The sequence below is a fragment of the Pantoea sp. PNT03 genome (assembly GCF_014852515.1).
Classification (GTDB): domain Bacteria; phylum Pseudomonadota; class Gammaproteobacteria; order Enterobacterales; family Enterobacteriaceae; genus Pantoea; species Pantoea leporis.
Genome location: NZ_JACVBT010000003.1, coordinates 462,376 through 480,566, shown reverse-complemented (window position 1 = coordinate 480,566; position 18,191 = coordinate 462,376). Strand labels below are relative to the sequence as shown.

Sequence of the window (18,191 nt, the reverse complement as noted above, 5' to 3'; positions counted from 1 at the left end):
GCATCATAGATCGTCTGGTGATCAGTCACTATGCTTAACGCTAAATATTTTGTGATGGGGATCACAGATGAGCCTGGATACTGAAATAGTCGAAACACCGTTAGACGTGGATAAACCGGCGTGGGGCGCGGTGTTTGCCATGGCCTTTGGCGTGTTCGGCCTGATTACCGCAGAATTTCTGCCGGTTAGCTTGCTGACGCCGATCGCCGACACGCTGCGTATCAGCGAAGGGCAGGCGGGACAAACCGTGACCGTCACTGCGCTGGTGGCGCTGCTCACCAGCCTGGTGATTGGCAACGTGACGCGCCAGCTCGATCGTCGCGTGGTGATGCTGGCCTTTACGCTGCTGCTGATTGCCTCGGCGCTGTTGGTGGCTTTTGCCGAGAATCTGCCGATGATTCTGCTGGCCCGCGTGCTGCTGGGCGTGGCGATTGGCGGCTTCTGGACGCTCTCGACCGCGATTACCATGCGTCTGGTGCCGAGCGATCAGGTGCCGCGCGCGCTGTCCATCGTGTTCAGCGGTATTTCGCTGGCGACCATTATTGCTGCGCCGCTCGGCAGCTATCTGGGCGGCATTATTGGCTGGCGTAACATTTTCATTCTGACCGCCGCATTGGGCGTGCTGGCGCTGCTGTGGCAGTTCTTCACCTTGCCCGCGATGCCGCCGATTAATAAAGCGCGCAGCGGTGGCGTGCTGGATCTGCTGCGTAAAAGCGTGATGCGCTGGGGCATGCTGGCGGTGATCATGATGTTTACTGGCCACTTCGCCTTCTTTACTTATCTGCGTCCGTTCCTCGAAGGCAGCGCGCAGCTGAACGTCAATCAGCTGTCGCTAGTGCTGCTGGCGTTTGGCGTGGCGAACTTCTTCGGTACTTCGCTGGCGGGATATCTGGTGACGCGCAGCGTATCGCTGACGTTAACCGCGATGGCGCTGGTGATGAGCGTGACCGCGCTGCTGCTGGTGAGTTTCGGGGAGGTGTCGTGGCTGGTCGCGGCGGGCGTGGCGCTGTGGGGCCTGGCGTTTGGTTCGATGCCAACCGGGTGGTCAACGTGGATCTCCCGCGCGGTGCCAGACGATGCGGAATCAGGCGGCGGTTTGCTGGTCGCCACCATTCAGCTGGCGATCACCGCCGGTGCCGCAGCCGGCGGCTGGATGTTTGATCTGCAAGGCGCTGGCGGCGTGTTCCTCGCCAGCGGCGTGCTGATGCTGCTGGCGGCCATCACCATCTTCACCCGCGTTCGTCATCACGGTTAACACCTATGCCATCCGTCGCGGCGCGATTAATCGCGCCGCGACAGCGTTGTGCGCTCTGCCTATCACAGCCATATATCCTGCCTTTTAATTAAATGTCAGATTTTTAACCCTTTGCACAAAGGTTAATCCAAACGTGCTTTTTATATTCAAAATATTCGAATGACAACGGCAAAACTCTCCGCTTTTTACTGATCAATTCTGCGCCTATTATATCTCTCAACAAGGCGATGACGCCTTACTCAATCAAACGTACATTAAGGAATTGACCATGAAAACCATCAAAACTTTTGCTGCTGTTGTTGCTCTGACCGTTCTGCCATTCGCTACCTTTGCGCAAAGCATCACTGCAACCGCTTCAACGCTGGATGGAGCAGAAGCGCAAATCGCTGCTCAGGCGCATGAAGCTGGTGCTTCGTATAAAGTGACCGAAGCCAACTTCAACAACGGCGTGCACATGACTGCTGAACTAACCAAATAAGTTGCATTAACGTTCTGTGCTGACAGGGTGCCTTCGGGCGCCCTGGCGGCGTTGGTAAGCCGATAAAATCCTGTCACTTTCCCTTCGAAATGATTACTATTCTCAAAAAGTAGCACCCTTCGTCGGCTCGCCTCGGGCTGTCTTTTTAACATTGGTTGTAATGTCGGGCTTTCACTTCACTGCCATCAGGCGGTGTTTTTGCTATGGAGAAGTTATGAAGGCGAATAAAAAATCGTGGGCGCTGCGTCCACTGCTGCTGGCAACAGCGCTGTTCTCAACCTCTGCGGTGATGGCGGCGGAGTCTCAGCCGTTGAACCAGGCGATCTCAAAAGGCGCTTACGAGTTGGCGTTCAGCAACAGCGATAATGCGCTGTTCCTGGCGACCGCGCAGAGTACCACCGACAAAAAAGGCGGCACCGTTTATCGTCTCGATCCGCAGGATCTGGCGGTAAAGCAAACCATCAACACCGATCTGCCGACCTTTGGCGCGGCGATCAACCAGAAAACCAACATTCTCTATTTCGGTAACACCCGCGATGCTGCACTGACTGCAGTGGATGCCACCAGCGGCAAGGTGATCAACACGCTGGTGCTGGATGGTCGTCAGCGCAGTGAAACCGTGCGTCCGCTGCAGCCGCGCCAGTTGGCGGTTGATCCGGCGACCGATCGCGTTTACATCACTGGCCTCGGTGAGCAGAGCGTGGTGTGGGTGGTGGATGGCAAAACCCTGCAACTGATCAGCACCGTGCCGAACACCGGCAAAATGGGCACCGGTTTAGCGATCGATTCTGCGGCGCAAAAACTGTACGTCACTAACTCCGATGGCGAGCTGGTGACCATCAATACGCGCCTGAACGCGATTGAAAAGCGTCAGAAAATCGATGGCGACAAAGATCACTTCTTCCTCAATATCTCGCTGGATACCAAAGGCCATCGCGCCTTCCTCAGCGACTCAAAACAACCGCAGGTGCTGGTGCTGGATACCCGCACCCAGCAGGTGATCCACAAGATCGATGTGCCGGAATCGCTGGCGGTATTGTTTAATGCCGATCGTGATGAGCTGTACGTCACGCACCGTAAAGCGGGCGAAATCAGCATCATCGACGCCAGCAGTTACCAGGTAAAACGCACGGTGAAAGCGCCGGGCCTGCCAAACAGCCTGGCGGTTTCCGCCGATGGCAAAACCCTGTTTGTCAGCATCAAGCAGCCGGGTTCACGCAAAGAACCACCAAAAAATCCAGATAGCGTTCTGCGCATCGCTTTATAAGCGGTAATAGTCTGAATTAAAGGGCGGCTTGTGCCGCCCTTTGCATTTCCGCACTTCGCTGCGCCTATTCTTTACGCACATACGCTACCTTGTAGGACGACAACACCAATGGAGAGGATGCAATGAGCCAGTTTTTTATGCATGAGAAAAACGATCTGGTTAACGAAGCCATCGAAGGGGTTTTGCTGAGTACGCCGTGGCACAACCTCAGTCGCCTCGATCTCGGTGATGAGATTCGCGTGGTTGTGCGTTCGGACTGGGATAAAAGCAAAGTGGCGCTGATCTCGGGCGGCGGTTCTGGCCATGAACCGGCGCATGCCGGATTTGTCGGCAAAGGCATGCTGACGGCGGCGGTGTGCGGCGATATTTTCGCCTCGCCGAGCGTCGATGCGGTGTTGAACGCCATTGTTAACGTCACCGGCGATGCCGGTTGCCTGCTGATTGTGAAGAACTATACCGGCGACCGTCTTAACTTCGGACTGGCGGCAGAGAAAGCCAAAAACCTCGGCTACAAAGTTGAGCTGGTGATGGTGCAGGATGATATCGCGCTGCCGGAAAACCCGCAGCCACGCGGCATCGCCGGGACTGTGCTGGTGCACAAAATTGCTGGCTTTGCGGCGGAGCAGGGACAATCGCTGGATGAGGTCAAAGCGCTGGCGCAGCGCGCGATTGATGCCACATCGTCCATCGGTTTGGCTTTCGCCACTTGTCATGTGCCGGGCGAAAAACGCGATGAGCGCGTCGAGCCCGGGCACAGCGAGCTCGGCATGGGCATTCACGGCGAGCCGGGTGTAATCACGCTGGATACGCAAGACAGCCGCCAAATCACCAGCATCATGACCGATAAACTGGCGCAGGCGCTGCCGGACGGCAAGCAAGCGCTGTTGCTGATCAACAATCTCGGTGGCTTCTCGCAGCTGGAGCTGGCGCTGTTAACGCGTGAAGTGTTGCCGTCGCCGCTGGCGGCACGCATCACGCATCTGCTGGGGCCGGCAACGCTGGTCAGCGCGCTGGATATGAAAGGTTTTTCGCTGACGCTGCTGGCGTTGGAGGAGCCGTTCCTCGAAGCGTTAAACGCGCCGGTTCAGGTGCTGGGTTGGGTGCCGGTGTATGACTTTGCGCCGATCAGCCTGCAACGTGCAGAGAAAATCGGCAGCGTGCTGGATTTTGATGCCTCTGAGAATGCGGAGGTGGCGCGCATCGTCGCCAGCGTCACGCAGACGCTGATCGATCTGGAAAGCGAGCTGAACGCGCTGGATGCCAAAGTGGGCGATGGCGATACCGGCTCAACCTTTGCCGCCGGGGCGAAGAAAATTCAGCGCGGTCTGCAGGAAAAACAGCTGCCGCTGGATGAGCTGCCAACCTTGCTGGCGCTGATTGGCGAGCAGCTGGCGTCGGTGATGGGGGGATCGAGCGGCGTGTTGATGTCAATTCTGTTCACCAGCGCCGGCCAGCAGCTGGAAGAGGGCAGCGCGCTGCCGCAGGCCTTGATGCACGGGCTGGAGCGCATGAAACATTACGGCGGCGCGCAGCCGGGTCATCGTACGTTGGTGGATGCGCTGCAACCGGCGCTGGAAGCGCTAGTGGCGGGCGAGTCGCTGGCTGCGGCGGCAGAAGCGGCGCAGAAAGGCGCCGACGCCACTGCGCAGATGCAGAGCGCCAAAGCGGGGCGTTCCGCGTATCTGAACCAGCAGAGTCTGGATGGCGTGAAAGATCCGGGCGCGTATGCGATTGAGAAAGTGTTTGCGGTGTTGGCGGGTTAAACAGAGTGCGCCTGGCCCCTCACCCTAACCCTCTCCCGCAAGCGGGAGAGGGGACTGACCGAGCACATATTTAACATTTGGCAGCGTCTCCCTCTCCCCGTGGGAGAGGGCCGGGGTGAGGGCACCAGACCGCACCGCACTACCACCTTACTCCGCGGCTTCGTGCATCATCTCTTCGTGTGGAATATCTTGCAAAATCTGCTCGAAACTGCGCAGACGTTTATAGATCGACATCAGCGTAATCAGCGTTGACCACGACGTGATCAAATACTGGAACGACGAGCGCACCTGATCAAACACATTGGTGATCTGGTTCAGCAGACCGAGCGTAATGGTACCCGCCACAATCGACGGGAACAGCACAAACAGCCCGAACACGTTATCCACCTGCAGATACATAATGCGGGTGATGTTGAAGTACAAATAGTGGAAATAGAGGCGGAAATAGTTCTGACGCACGCGGCTAAACAGCTCATGCACCGTCGGCGGTGAGGCGCGTTCAGGATCGTCTTCGCCATATACCAGCTCTTTACGGTAGGCCGCTTCCACACGCTGATTGCGGAACTCCAGCCCCGGCAGTTTAATCCCCACCAGCGCCAGCAGCGCGGTACCAAACAGCGACCACAGCAGCGCGGCAATCACCAATGCATACGGAATGCTGCCAAGAATGGGCACCTCTTTCACATGGTGCGACAGCGTGACCAGCACCGGCAGGAACGCCACCAGCGTCATAATCGCCTTAATAAAGTTGATGCCCCAATCCTGCAACGTGCCAGCAAAGCGCATGGTGTCTTCCTGCACACGCTGTGCCGCCCCCTCAACCAGACGCAGACGCTGCCAGTTGTGCATATAGTAATTGTTCATCGCGGTACGCCAGCGGAATACCCAGTGGCTGACGAAGAACGAGTTCATCACGCCAATTACTACCGCAATCAGCGCGATACCGAGAAACGCCAGTACTTGCACATAGAACTGGTGGATGGCAACGGAACCGGCTTTGGTCAGCGCCTGTTGAATCATGTCGTAGAACGGGCCGTACCAGGCGTTAACGCACACGCCGACCTGCACGCCAAACCAGGTGACAAAGATGATCAGAATTGAACCCCAAACCGACCAGCGCTGCCACGGATGGTTATCAATCACGCGCCACGCCAGCGCAAAGAGGCCGGCAACGATCCAGTAATAGGCGTAAAACCACAGTTGGCTGATGTGAATAAAACGGCTGGCATTGGTTGGCAAAGGTTCGTGCATCGCCGCCTGTAGTGCAGGCCAGCGCGCCGGGAAATCACTGAAAAAGCCAAACCAGGCAAAAATCGCCAGCAAACTCCAAATCGCAGCTGAGCTGAAAAACAGCGTTGGCCGCGGAAAAAAGGACTTAAACATAGGCACTCCGCTGTTGTGTGTACGCTTTTATACCGCTTCAGACCTCTATCTGTCTGTTGTGGGTTGTATCAGACGATGTCAGTTTCGCCGCTGCGATGTAAAACGACAGCGGCAATTGTTAAGTAATTAGTGCGAATTTGTTTCTAGCAACTAAATTATCCACAGCAATGGTGTTACAATATTTGTACTGTTACCGGTAACAGTGCTGCTGTATCCCTTAAGCTATCAATAAAAAAACAATACAACGCAACTACTTAACTTTCATGCCGCATTATATGTGGTACTGAGGCAATGTCATGTCAGAACAAAAAAATGGTCACACTCGCAGGGATTTTCTGCTGAGAACCATCACCCTGGCGCCGGCAATGGCGGTGGGCAGTACGGCGATGGGCGCACTGGTGGCACCGATGGCCGCTGGGGCAGCAGAACAAAACGCATCACCACAACAGGCGCGTAGCTACCAGCCCACCTGGTTCACCGCCGAAGAGTTTGCCTTTATTACTGCGGCCGTGGCGCGCCTGATCCCCAACGACGAACGCGGTCCTGGCGCACTTGAAGCTGGCGTGCCGGAATTTATCGATCGTCAAATGAACACGCCGTATGCCACCGGTAACAACTGGTACATGCAAGGCCCGTTCAATCCCGATCTGCCAAAAGAGTTGGGTTATCAGCTGCCGCTGGTGCCGCAGCAGATCTACCGTCTCGGCCTCGCGGATGCCGATGGCTGGAGCAAAAAACAGCACGGCAAAGTGTTTGCCGAGCTGACGGGCGAACAGCAAGACGCGCTGCTGACCGCGTTTGAAAGCGGCACGGCCGAGTTCCCGCAGCTGCCAGCGAAAACCTTCTTCTCTTTCCTGCTGCAAAACACCCGCGAGGGCTATTTCAGCGATCCGATCCACGGCGGCAACCAGGGCATGGTGGGCTGGAAGCTGATTGGCTTCCCAGGCGCACGCGCTGACTTTATGGATTGGGTAGAACGCGGCGAACGTTATCCGTTCCCGTCAGTGGATATTCGCGGGGAGAGGACGTAAGCGTGGCAAATGAATTGAAAAAAGTGGACGCGGTCGTGGTCGGTTTCGGCTGGGCGGGTGCCATCATGGCGAAAGAGCTGACCGAAGCGGGCCTGAATGTGGTGGCGCTGGAGCGCGGTCCGCATCGCGATACCTACCCGGATGGATCTTATCCGCAGTCGATTGACGAACTGACCTATAACATCCGCAAAAAGCTGTTCCAGGATCTGTCGAAAAGCACCGTAACGATTCGTCACGATGCCTCGCAAACCGCCGTACCTTATCGCCAGCTGGCAGCGTTTCTGCCCGGCACTGGCACCGGCGGCGCGGGTCTGCACTGGTCAGGCGTGCATTTCCGTGTTGACCCGGTAGAACTGAACCTGCGCAGCCATTACGAGCAGCGTTACGGTAAAAACTTCATCCCGGAAGGCATGACGATCCAGGATTTCGGCGTCAACTATGACGAGCTCGAACCCTTCTTCGATCAGGCCGAGAAAGTGTTCGGCACCTCGGGCAGCGCCTGGTCAATCAAAGGCAAACTGCTGGGCAAAGAGAAGGGCGGCAACCCGTACGCGCCAGATCGTTCCAGCGACTTCCCGCTGCCGGCGCAGAAGCGCACCTACTCGGCACAGCTGTTCGCGCAAGCGGCGGAATCAGTGGGTTATCACCCTTATGATATGCCGTCGGCCAACACCTCAGGCCCCTACACCAACACCTACGGCGCACAGATGGGCCCGTGCAACTTCTGCGGTTTCTGCAGCGGTTACGCCTGCTACATGTATTCCAAAGCCTCGCCGAACGTCAACATCCTGCCCGCTCTGCGTCAGGAACCGAAGTTCGAGCTGCGCAACAACGCCTACGTGCTGCGCGTTAATCTGACCGACGATAAAAAGCGCGCCACCGGCGTGACCTATCTCGATGGTCAGGGCCGCGAAGTGGTGCAGCCTGCGGATCTGGTGATCCTGTCGGCGTTCCAGTTCCACAACGTGCATCTGATGCTACTCTCCGGCATCGGCAAGCCGTATAACCCGATTTCCAACGAAGGTGTGGTGGGGCGTAACTTCGCCTATCAGAACATCTCAACGCTGAAAGCGCTGTTCGACAAAAACACCACCACCAACCCGTTTATCGGTGCCGGTGGCGCAGGTGTGGCGGTGGATGATTTCAACGCCGACAACTTCGATCACGGTCCGCACGGCTTCGTTGGCGGTTCGCCATTCTGGGTGAACCAGGCCGGTACCAAGCCGATCTCGGGTTTGCCGACGCCGAAAGGCACGCCAAACTGGGGCAGCCAGTGGAAATCTGCGGTCGCGGATACCTACAACCATCACATCTCGATGGATGCGCACGGCGCGCACCAGTCGTATCGCGCCAACTATCTCGATCTCGATCCGAACTACAAAGATGCCTACGGCCAGCCGCTGCTGCGTATGACCTTTGACTGGCAGGATAACGACATCAAGATGGCGCAGTTCATGATCGGCAAGATGCGTAAAATCACCGAAGCGATGAACCCGAAAATGATCATCGGCGGCGCGAAAGGGCCGGGCTCGCACTTCGACACCACAGTGTATCAAACCACGCATATGAGCGGCGGCGCGATCATGGGTGAAGATCCGAAAACCAGCGCGGTGAACCGTTACCTGCAGAGCTGGGATGTGCCGAACGTGTTTGTGCCAGGTGCGTCGGCGTTCCCGCAGGGACTCGGCTACAACCCAACGGGCATGGTCGCCGCGTTGACCTATTGGTCAGCCAAAGCGATTCGTGAACAGTATCTGAAGAACCCCGGCCCGCTGGTACAGGCATAAGGAACACGGCGATGATCAAAAGCATTTTAGCCCTGTTTCTGGGCAGCATGACGTTCGCCGCAGTGGCGGACGAAGCAGGTTCGGACGCGTTGGTGAAGCGCGGTGAGTATCTGGCGCGCGCGGGCGACTGCGTGGCCTGTCACAGCGCGCAGGGCGGCCAGCCGTTTGCCGGTGGACTGCCGATGGCGACGCCGATCGGCACCATTTACTCCACCAACATCACGCCGGATAAAACCACCGGGATTGGTGACTACAGCTACGACGATTTCCAGAAAGCGGTGCGTCACGGCGTAGCGAAAAATGGCGACACGCTCTATCCGGCGATGCCGTATCCGTCTTACGCGGTGGTCAGCGATGACGACATGAAGGCGCTCTACGCCTACTTCATGCATGGCGTGCAGCCGGTGGCGCAGGCCAACAAAGAGAGCGACATTCCGTGGCCGCTGTCGATGCGTTGGCCGTTGTCCATCTGGCGCGGCATCTTCGCGCCGGACGTGAAAGCGTTCCAGCCGGCGGCACAGGGAGATCCGCAACTGGCACGCGGTCGCTACTTAGTGGAAGGTCTCGGTCACTGTGGCGCTTGCCATACGCCGCGTAGCATCACCATGCAGGAAAAAGCGCTCAACAACGGCGAAGGCAATAACTATCTCGCCGGCAGCAGCGCGCCGATCGATGGCTGGACCGCCAGCAACCTGCGTGGCGATAACCGCGATGGCTTAGGCCGCTGGAGCGAAGAGGATCTCAGGCAGTTCCTGCGCTTTGGCCGCAACGATCACACCGCCGTATTCGGTGGCATGACCGATGTGGTGCAGCACAGCCTGCAGTATCTGAGCGATGACGATATCAGCGCGATTGCTAAGTATCTGAAATCCCTAGGCGCGAAAGATCCGAATCAGGCAGTATTTAAGCAGGATGATGCGGTGTCTCAGGCGTTGTGGAAAGGTGACGACAGCCAGCCAGGCGCATCGACTTATGTCGATAGCTGCGCGGCGTGCCACAAAACCGACGGCAGCGGCTATCAGCGCTTCTATCCGGCGCTGCGCGGCAATCCGGTGGTGATGGCAGATGATCCGACCTCGCTGATTCACATCGTATTGGTCGGCGGCACTTTGCCTGGCGTGAAAGGCGCACCTACGGCGATCACCATGCCAGCGTTCGGCTGGCGTCTGAACGATCAGCAGGTGGCGGATGTGGTGAACTTTATCCGTGGCAGCTGGGGCAATGGCGTGAAGTCGAGCGTGTCGGCGAAAGATGTGGCCGAGTTGCGTAAAGACGAAACCGTGCAGCCAAAGCAGGGTAATGCGGATATTAAGGTGTTGGAAGGGCAGTAACCTGTTGTGTGCTCGCTGTCCCCTATACCGTGCTCGCTGTCCCCCTCCTCGGTCCTCCCCCATTAATGGGGGAGGAAGATGCTGCTATATGGTAGTTCTGAAGCTGCATGTGGCAGCGTCTCCTTCCCCCGCTAGCGGGGGAAGGCCGGGATGGGGGACAGCCAGCACGATCTGGGGCAGCCAGCACGATCCGGGACAGCCAGCACGCTCAACCTTCAAATATTCTCCAAATCCATCCCACGGGTTTTCGGCCCGTAAATCCCCACCGACAGCATCACAATCAGCATGCTCAGCACGATAAAGGCGATCACGCCCTGGCTGCCGGCATACTGCAAAATAAGGCCAATCAAAATACTGCTGAACACCGTCGACAGGCGGCTAAACGAGTAGCAGAAACCCACCGCGCGGGCGCGAATGTGCGTCGGGAAAATCTCGGTCTGATAAGCGTGATAGCTGAAGGTTAGCCATGCGTTGCTGTAGGTGATCAGGAAGCCGCAGATGATCATCAGCACCGGATTGGTCATAAACGCAAACAGCGTGCCGAACACCACCGTCATCAGCGATGAAAACACGATCTGCCATTTATTCTCGAGCTTATCGGCGTAGCGGCTGCAAATCAGCGAGCCGAGCGGATAGGCCAGCGTAATGAAAAACGCATACAGTAGGCTGTGCGTGACGGTCGCGCCTTTGCCCGACAGCAGCGCCGGCAGCCAGTTGCCGAAGCCAAAAAAGCCGATCGCCTGAAAGAAGTTCATCACCACCAGCATCAGCGTGCGCTTGCGATAGGCCGGTGCCCAAATCTCGCTGAAACGCCCTTGCTTAGGTTGCTCAGGTGCGAACTGTCCCCCATCCCGGCCTTCCTCCGCAACAGGGGGAAGGGGAGAAGCGATACCACAGCGCTTTTCCATCGCACTCAGCACCTGATGCGCTTCCTGATGTCGTCCTTGTTGCGCCAGCCAGCGCGCCGATTCGGGCAGGTTTTTTCGAATCAGCCAGATCACCAGCGAGCAGACCGCACCGGCAATCACCACCCAGCGCCAGCCTTCGAGGCTAAGAATGGTTTGCGGCACCAGCCACCATGACATCAGCGCCACCGTCGGCACCGACAGGAATTGGATAAAGAAGGAGAAGGCGAACGCGCGGCTGCGCAGATGCGCCGGTACCCATTCGGAAAGATAGGTATCGATGGTCACCAGCTCGACGCCGAGGCCAATGCCGACCAGGAAGCGGAACAGGATAATCATCTCTGCGCTCTGCTGGAACGCCATCAGCAGCGAAAACGCGCCGTACCACGCCAGCGCGCACATAAAGGTCAGGCGGCGACCAAAACGGTCGGCGTAGGGCGCAAGCAAACTCGCGCCGACAAACAGGCCGAGGAAAGTAGCGGAGGCAAATGCGGCCTGGTCGGCGATGCCGAACACGCCCGCAGAACCGGTATGAAACACGCCCGCCGCCACCAGGCCGGAGCTGATATAGCCGGTTTCAAACAGATCGTAGAGCTCAAAGAAGCCGCCCAGCGCTAGCAGCGTGATAAAGCGCCACAGGCCGGCGGACGAGGGCAGCGCATCAATGCGCCCGGCTAAGGTGCGGCGATCCGCGCTCATGTGATCGTTCGCCATCCCTGTCGACGTGATGGTTGTGATTATTATGTATACCTCGGTGTTTGCAGAACCCGCTGACGGCTGAGATGGGTTTTAAAAATAATTAACCGTTAGCAAGCGAAGGAATAGCAGGATAATAAATTCGCTGAGAGTTGCCGAGAGGCAGGACGGTGACATTTTGGCAACATACGTTGCAGTTCACAGAAAAGTGATCGCCATCCGTGGCGCAGGCTTAATGCAGGCTTGGGTAGACGCCGGGACCGATCGGTAAACCCAGCGCGTACCACGCCAGCAGCAGCACAATCCAGGTGGTGAAGAACACCAGCGGATAGGGGAAGATCAGCACGTAATAGGTGCCCAGTTGCGCATCTTTTTGATAACGCTGCAGGAAGCCGAGGAACAGCGGCAGGAACGGCGACATCGGTGCCAGCGGCAACACCGCAGAATCGGCGATGCGGAAGATCATCTGGGCAAACGCCGGATGGAAGCCAAGCAGCATAAACATCGGCACAAATACCGGCGCCAGAATCGACCAGATCGCCGAGCCGCTGGCGATAAACATGCACAGAAACGCCGACAGGAACATCAAGCCCATAAACGCCGGTGCGCCGCTGATGCCCGCGCTCTCCAGCACATCGGTCAGGCCGATGGCCATGAACTTGCCCATGTTGCTCCAGTTGAAGAAGGCCACGAACTGCGACAGCGGAAACACCATCACAATAAAGCCCGCCATGCTCTTCATCGGATCCACCAGCAGCTGCGGGATATCATCCGCGCGGCGAATCTGCTTGGTTACCGCGCCATAGGCAATCGCCACCACAAAGAAGAACAGGATGATGATTGGCACGATGCCCTGAATAAACGGCGAGGGAATAATGCCGCCGGTTTTCGGATTGCGCAGCGGCGCGTGTTCCGGCACCACCAGCAGCGCCATCAGCGCGATAAACACCAGCGCGGCGATACCGGCGGCTTTCAGGCCGCGATTCTCCAGCGCGGTGAGCGGCGGCAGACGATCGCTATTGCCGCCGTTCCACGCGGGCAGGCGCGGCTCGACAAACTTGTCGGTCAGCAGCGCACCGGCGATGGTCAGCACAATCACCGAACTGGCCATAAAGTACCAGTTGTCGATCACGCTAACGTGTACGGTGTCGCTCACCGCTTTGGCGGCTTCGCTACTGATGCCGGACAGCAGCACGTCGGTGGTGACAATCAGCAGGTTGGCGGTAAAACCGGACGCCACGCCCGCGATCGCCGCCATCAATCCCGCAACCGGATGACGTCCCACCGCGAGGAAGATCAGCGCGCCGAGCGGCGGCATTACTACCAGCGCGGCATCGGACGAAATGTGGCTGAAGAAGGCGATAAACAGCACCATGTAGCTGGCGTAGCGACGGCTCACGCGCGAAGCCATCTTCACCATCAGCGACTGCAGCAGGCCGACTTTTTCCGCCAGGCCAGCACCAATCACCAGCGCCAGAATCGATCCCAACGGCGTGAAGCCACTGAAGTTTTTGATGATATTGGGCAGGATCCATTGAATCCCTGCCACGCTCAGCAGGTTATTCACCCGCACCAGCTCGCCGTTGGCCGGGTTTTTCACCGCCACGTCGAGGCTGCTGAGCACGGCGGTGGCCACCATCAGCACCACAATCAAATAGACGAACAGTAAAAACGGGTTCGGCACTTTGTTGCCGACGCGTTCAATCCAGCTAAACAGCTTTCCAGGGCTGCGGTTCTCCGTTGTTATTTCCATGGCAGGTCCTCATCAGTCGTCTTATTGTGTTTGCAAGCCCGCTGAGGGCTATATTTTTTTATGTTTGGTCTTACAAATTTGCACATACCGTAGCGGCGCAATTCATTGCGCATTTTCTGGATGGGCACGGAGCCGCCATTGATATGCGCGATGAATCGCGCCGCTACGAATGGTGCGGGTTGATGCTTTACGACGTTAACTTCGACGGTGTGACATCCGCTGGAATCGGGCAGACGTAAGGCTGCTCGCGGCGTACGCGCTGGAACTCGTCGCGGCAGCGCGCCAGCGCCGCGTCATCCTGCAGCAAGGTCAGCGCGGTGGCGGCCATCACTTTGGCGGCCAGACACATGCCTTTGTGCGCAATGGACGTGCGCCCCTGCGCCACCAGCTGCCAGGTGTGCAGCGGCGTGCCGAAGGCGAAGCAGGGCGCAAAGCATTGCGCGGTGGGCGTCACCCAACTCACATCGCCAACGTCGGTTGAGCCGTAAAGGATCTCGCGCGTCACTGCATAGGGCGCCACTTCATCCATCAAAATCTTGTCGCCCAGCGCCGCTGCCCAGGCAACGCCCGCTTCACCGCCGGTGCGCGCCGCATTGAGACGTGCGTTACGCAGATCGTCTTTGCTTAGCGTGGAGCGCATCTCGGCGGCAAACGCCTGTTCCGCTTGACTGTAGTCAGGCAAACCAAACTGATGCAAATAGCGCTCCATCACGCTTTCCAGTGCGCGATTCGGCACGTAATTAGAGCAGGCTTTATCGAAGCGCACCGTCATCTGCGTGTCGGTCATCAGCGCCGCGCCTTTGGCGATGTTGATGACGCGCTGATAGATATCCTGCGCTTGATCGAGCTGCGGCGCGCGAATCAGGTACAGCACTTCGGCATCGGCTTGCACCACATTGGGGGAGACGCCGCCGGCATTGGTCACCGCGTAGTGCAGACGCGCTTCATGCACGATGTGCTCGCGCAGAAAGTTGGCGCCGGTGTTCATCAGCGTCACCGCATCCAGCGCGCTGCGCCCTAAATGCGGTGAGTTGGCCGCATGCGCCGCTACGCCTTTAAAGCGGAAGGCGGCCTGAATATTGGCCAGCGTGCTGAGGTTGAACATGCCGCTAAAACCTTCGGGATGCCAGGTCACCGCCGCGTCGACATCGTCGAACAAGCCTTCGCGCACCATAAAGGTTTTGCCGGAGCCACCTTCTTCGCCGGGACAGCCGTAAACGCGCAGCGTGCCGCGCTGGCCGTGTTGCGCCCACCAGGCTTTGATGGCGAAAGCGGCGGCCAAACCGGCGGTGCCGAGCAGATTGTGTCCGCAGCCGTGGCCGTTGCCGTTTTCCACCAGCGGCTGTGGCGTGGCGCACCCCGATTGCTGGCTTAAACCGGCCAGCGCATCGAACTCGCCGAGAATGGCGATCACCGGTTTGCCGCTGCCAATGCTGGCAATAAACGCGGTATCGATGTTGCCGACGCCGCGCTCCACGCGAAAACCTTCTTGCTCCAGCGCATCGGCCAGCAGTGCGGAGGACTTTGTCTCTTCAAAACGGGTTTCCGGTACGTCCCAGATGGCATCGCTGAGGGCGGTAAAACGCGGCTGGTTTTGGTTGATGTAGCGATCAACAAATTCGCTGTGGCTCATCGCTGGCCTCCAAACTGTGCGTGATTGAGGGCCAGCGTCGCCAGCGTTTGCACCGCGGTCGCCATGATCGCTTCGTCAAAATCGAACTTCGCGTTGTGATGGCCCGCCGCCAGATCGCAGCCGAAAATCACGTAGGAGGATTGGCCGCCGCGCTGCTGCACGCGCTCCAGCATGTAAGTGGCATCTTCCGAGCCCGCCGCCTGCTGTTTCGTATCGACCACTGAGGTGAAAATGCCCAGCGCCTCGGCCTGCTGGTGGATGAACGCCACCCACGGCGGGCTCGGCGTGCAGCTGCGCGCGCCGCCCATCAGCTTGACCTCATATTCCACGCCGTACATTGCTGCCGCACCGCCAATCACGCGCAGCGCCTGCTGATAGATATCATCGTTAACCTGGTTGCTGACGCCGCGCGTTTCCACCTTCATCAGCGCGCAGTCGGGCACCACGTTGCGTCCGGTTCCGGCCTGCAATACGCCGACGTTGACGCGCGCCACACCGCCGCTGTGCTGCGGCAGGTTGTGCAGCGCCAGCGTTGCCTGCGCCGCCGCCAGCAGGGCGTTACGGCCCTCTTCCGGTTTGCCGCCGGCGTGCGCGCCGACGCCGGTGAAACTGACGTCGAGTTTGGTGGTGGCGAGGAAGCTGTCGCTGCCACAAACGATTTCGCCGGTGGGCACGCCGGTACCAAGATGAATGGCGGTGAACAGATCGACATCATCCACCACGCCAGCGGCCACCATCGCCTTCGCACCGCGTACGCCTTCTTCCGCTGGCTGGAAAATGATTTTGATGCTGCCGCTCAGCTGCGCTTTCATCTCCATCAATACGCCCGCCAGCGCCAGGCCGATGGTGGTGTGGCCGTCGTGACCGCAGGCGTGCATCATGCCGGGGTTGCAAGAGGCAAAGCCTTCGCGCGTTGGCAGATGATCGGCGGCGCGGCTTTCGTTCTGATCGAGCGCATCCATATCCACGCGGAAACCCATCACCGGGCCGGGACGACCGGTTTCCAGCGTGGCGACCACGCCACAAAATCCGCCGGAGAAGTGTTTAATCCACTGCGGCAGCGCGCCTTGTTCCAGCGCGCGCGCCTCCTGCTGCGCCAGCACTTCCTCAGAGGGCAATCCCATGCGCGAGTCGGCATCGATCACCTCGCGGCCCAGCTTGAGTTGATAACCAAGACGATGCAGCTCTTCAGCCACCAACGTGGCGGTGCGGAACTCCAGCCAGCCCGATTCGGCAAAGTGGTGCAGATCGCGTCGCCAGGCCTGCATCTGCGGGATGCGCGCGTTGACGAGGTCAGAAAGGGTTTTCATCGGCATTTCCTTTGTGTTGGTTTTTTATGCATTCATTCGAATCTACACATTGGTTTTGCCGCGCATAAGATGCGAATATCTTGCTACTGATAAACAACGGTTATCACCAAACTATGTCTGCGAACCTCAAACTTCATCAGCTGCGCGCTTTTGTTGCTGTGGCGCGTCAAGGCAGCATCCGCGCCGCCAGCCGCTTGTCCGGGCTTTCACAGCCTGCGCTGACCAAAGCGATTCAGGAACTGGAGCTGGCGCTGGGCGCGCGCCTGTTCGAGCGGCGACAGCAGGGCGTTACGCTGACTGATATCGGTGATAACTTTTTCAAGCATGCCAGCCTGGTGCTGGAAGAGTTGCGGGTGGCGCAGGAAGATATTCAGCAGCGGCTGGGATTGGCCGGCGGGCGCGTCAATATCGGCGTGGGTGGCAGTATTGCGCGCACCGTCATGCCGCAGGTGATCAATCAGTTTCATCGCGAATATCCGCTGGTCAAGGTGCGGATTGTTGAAGGTCAGCTGGTTTCGATGGTGCATGAACTGCGTCAGGGCGAGCTGGATTTCACCATCAATACCTACGATAAAAATCATCTCGATCAGGAGTTAGTTTTTGAACGGCTGATGGAGCGCGATTATCGGGTGGTGATGCGCAAAGGGCATCCAATGGCGCATGCGCGCACGCTGGCCGAGCTGCAACACTGCGACTGGACCATGCCGACGCCGCAAGGCAGCTATTATCGGCTGCTACACGATCTGTTTGGTGAGCGCGGCATGGCGCCGAAAATTGTCGTCACCTGCGAGACCTTTATGGCCTGCACCAGCCTGGTGGCGCAGAGCGATTTCGTCAGCATTATTTCGCGCGATGTGATTGAAGATCCTACACACGGCGGCCAGCTGATTTCTCTCGTTCTCGACGAACCTTTACCGAAAGCCACTTTTTATCTTATCCAGCGTAAAGACACCGCGTTGACGCCGATGAGTGCCTACATGGCGCAGCTGTTCCGGCGCTACTGTCAGCAAAGGTAAGAGTGCGGCCCGGCTCGCAACCGATTAAATAATGCGCACTACACTTGCAGTGGACATTCCCTTTATGGAGAACAGACCATGCAAGTTACCCCGTATGTGTTTTACAGCGGTCGCTGCGAAGAGGCGATTGCCTTCTACCTCGACGCCACCGACGGCGAGCTGCTGTTCAAGATGACCTATGGCGATATGCCGGATGAAACGCCGGTGGAGGACGAAGGCTGCATCTCGGGCGTGAGCTTTTCGCCGGAGCGGATCATGCATGCCCATCTGCGTATCGGGCAGGGTGAATTGATGATGAGTGACGGCGCACCGCAGGCGGCGTATGGCGGTTTTGCCGTGAGTTTATCCACGCCGGATGAGGCGCAAGGCAAGCGTTGGTTTGATGCGTTGTCAGCGGGCGGTGAGGTGACGAAAAGCTGGGCACCGACGTTTTGGGCTAATGGCTTTGGCATGTTGACCGATAAGTTCGGCGTGCCGTGGATGGTGAATGCGTATAAGCCGCAGATTTGAGTGGATGGTGCGCGCTGGCCCTCACCCCAGCCCTCTCCCGCAAGCGGGAGAGGGAGTTGGTAGGGGCACGATC

At 58.2% G+C, this 18,191-nt stretch carries 14 protein-coding genes; 9 read left to right on the top strand and 5 right to left on the bottom strand.

Translation table 11 applies throughout. The features are described 5' to 3' along the window. Nucleotides 1–67 precede the first annotated feature (67 nt). From IB226_RS13960 to IB226_RS13945, 4 genes are all read left to right on the top strand, one after another. Nucleotides 68–1,255 (top strand): MFS transporter, encoded by a 1,188-nt coding sequence (locus IB226_RS13960; protein WP_101763035.1) that lies wholly within the window; start codon nucleotides 68–70, stop codon nucleotides 1,253–1,255. Between the two features lie 268 nt (nucleotides 1,256–1,523). After that, the gene (locus IB226_RS13955) at nucleotides 1,524–1,733 is read left to right on the top strand and encodes a DUF1471 domain-containing protein (protein WP_101763034.1); all 210 of its coding nucleotides are present in this window, start codon (nucleotides 1,524–1,526) and stop codon (nucleotides 1,731–1,733) included. 214 nt (nucleotides 1,734–1,947) lie between these two features. Then, nucleotides 1,948–3,000: a YncE family protein gene (locus tag IB226_RS13950; protein WP_192235979.1), complete on the top strand. Its 1,053-nt coding sequence runs from the start codon at nucleotides 1,948–1,950 to the stop codon at nucleotides 2,998–3,000. A gap of 122 nt (nucleotides 3,001–3,122) precedes the next feature. Further along, on the top strand, nucleotides 3,123–4,763 hold the full coding sequence (locus IB226_RS13945) for a dihydroxyacetone kinase subunit DhaK (protein ID WP_192235977.1): 1,641 nt from the start codon (nucleotides 3,123–3,125) through the stop codon (nucleotides 4,761–4,763). A gap of 147 nt (nucleotides 4,764–4,910) precedes the next feature. On the opposite strand, the gene sbmA is transcribed toward IB226_RS13945, so the two are convergent. Continuing rightward, a complete protein-coding gene (gene sbmA, locus IB226_RS13940; protein ID WP_192235975.1) occupies nucleotides 4,911–6,146 on the bottom strand; it encodes a peptide antibiotic transporter SbmA in 1,236 nt (411 codons plus the stop codon). Nucleotides 6,147–6,442: 296 nt separating this feature from the next. On the opposite strand from sbmA, the gene IB226_RS13935 reads away from it, so the two are divergent. From IB226_RS13935 to IB226_RS13925, 3 genes are read left to right on the top strand one after another with little or no spacing between them, the layout of a single operon-like run. Next, nucleotides 6,443–7,177: a gluconate 2-dehydrogenase subunit 3 family protein gene (locus IB226_RS13935; RefSeq protein ID WP_101762365.1), complete on the top strand. Its 735-nt coding sequence runs from the start codon at nucleotides 6,443–6,445 to the stop codon at nucleotides 7,175–7,177. 2 nt (nucleotides 7,178–7,179) lie between these two features. Further along, nucleotides 7,180–8,964, top strand: a complete 1,785-nt coding sequence (locus IB226_RS13930) for a GMC family oxidoreductase (RefSeq protein ID WP_101762364.1) — start codon at nucleotides 7,180–7,182, stop codon at nucleotides 8,962–8,964. 11 nt (nucleotides 8,965–8,975) lie between these two features. Further along, a complete protein-coding gene (locus IB226_RS13925) occupies nucleotides 8,976–10,295 on the top strand; it encodes a cytochrome c (RefSeq protein WP_192235973.1) in 1,320 nt (439 codons plus the stop codon). 215 nt (nucleotides 10,296–10,510) lie between these two features. On the opposite strand, the gene IB226_RS13920 is transcribed toward IB226_RS13925, so the two are convergent. The 4 genes from IB226_RS13920 to IB226_RS13905 all read right to left on the bottom strand — a co-directional run bounded on the left by IB226_RS13920 (nucleotide 10,511) and on the right by IB226_RS13905 (nucleotide 16,592). Next, nucleotides 10,511–11,899 carry an MFS transporter gene (locus tag IB226_RS13920; protein ID WP_225608298.1) on the bottom strand — a complete coding sequence of 463 codons (1,389 nt, stop codon included), beginning with the start codon at nucleotides 11,897–11,899 and terminating at the stop codon, nucleotides 10,511–10,513. Between the two features lie 229 nt (nucleotides 11,900–12,128). Beyond that, on the bottom strand, nucleotides 12,129–13,649 hold the full coding sequence (gene abgT, locus IB226_RS13915; RefSeq protein WP_192235968.1) for a p-aminobenzoyl-glutamate transporter: 1,521 nt from the start codon (nucleotides 13,647–13,649) through the stop codon (nucleotides 12,129–12,131). Between the two features lie 187 nt (nucleotides 13,650–13,836). Then, entirely contained in the window at nucleotides 13,837–15,282 is a 1,446-nt protein-coding gene (locus tag IB226_RS13910) for a M20 family metallopeptidase (protein WP_192235965.1), read from the bottom strand. Next, a complete protein-coding gene (locus tag IB226_RS13905; RefSeq protein WP_192235963.1) occupies nucleotides 15,279–16,592 on the bottom strand; it encodes an amidohydrolase in 1,314 nt (437 codons plus the stop codon). Before IB226_RS13905 ends, IB226_RS13910 begins: the two co-directional genes overlap by 4 nt. A gap of 113 nt (nucleotides 16,593–16,705) precedes the next feature. Here IB226_RS13905 and IB226_RS13900 point away from each other — a divergent pair, with 113 nt between their 5' ends. Continuing rightward, the gene (locus tag IB226_RS13900) at nucleotides 16,706–17,608 is read left to right on the top strand and encodes a LysR family transcriptional regulator (RefSeq protein WP_192235961.1); all 903 of its coding nucleotides are present in this window, start codon (nucleotides 16,706–16,708) and stop codon (nucleotides 17,606–17,608) included. Between the two features lie 78 nt (nucleotides 17,609–17,686). Further along, nucleotides 17,687–18,118: a VOC family metalloprotein YjdN gene (gene yjdN / locus IB226_RS13895; protein ID WP_192235959.1), complete on the top strand. Its 432-nt coding sequence runs from the start codon at nucleotides 17,687–17,689 to the stop codon at nucleotides 18,116–18,118. Nucleotides 18,119–18,191 lie beyond the last annotated feature (73 nt).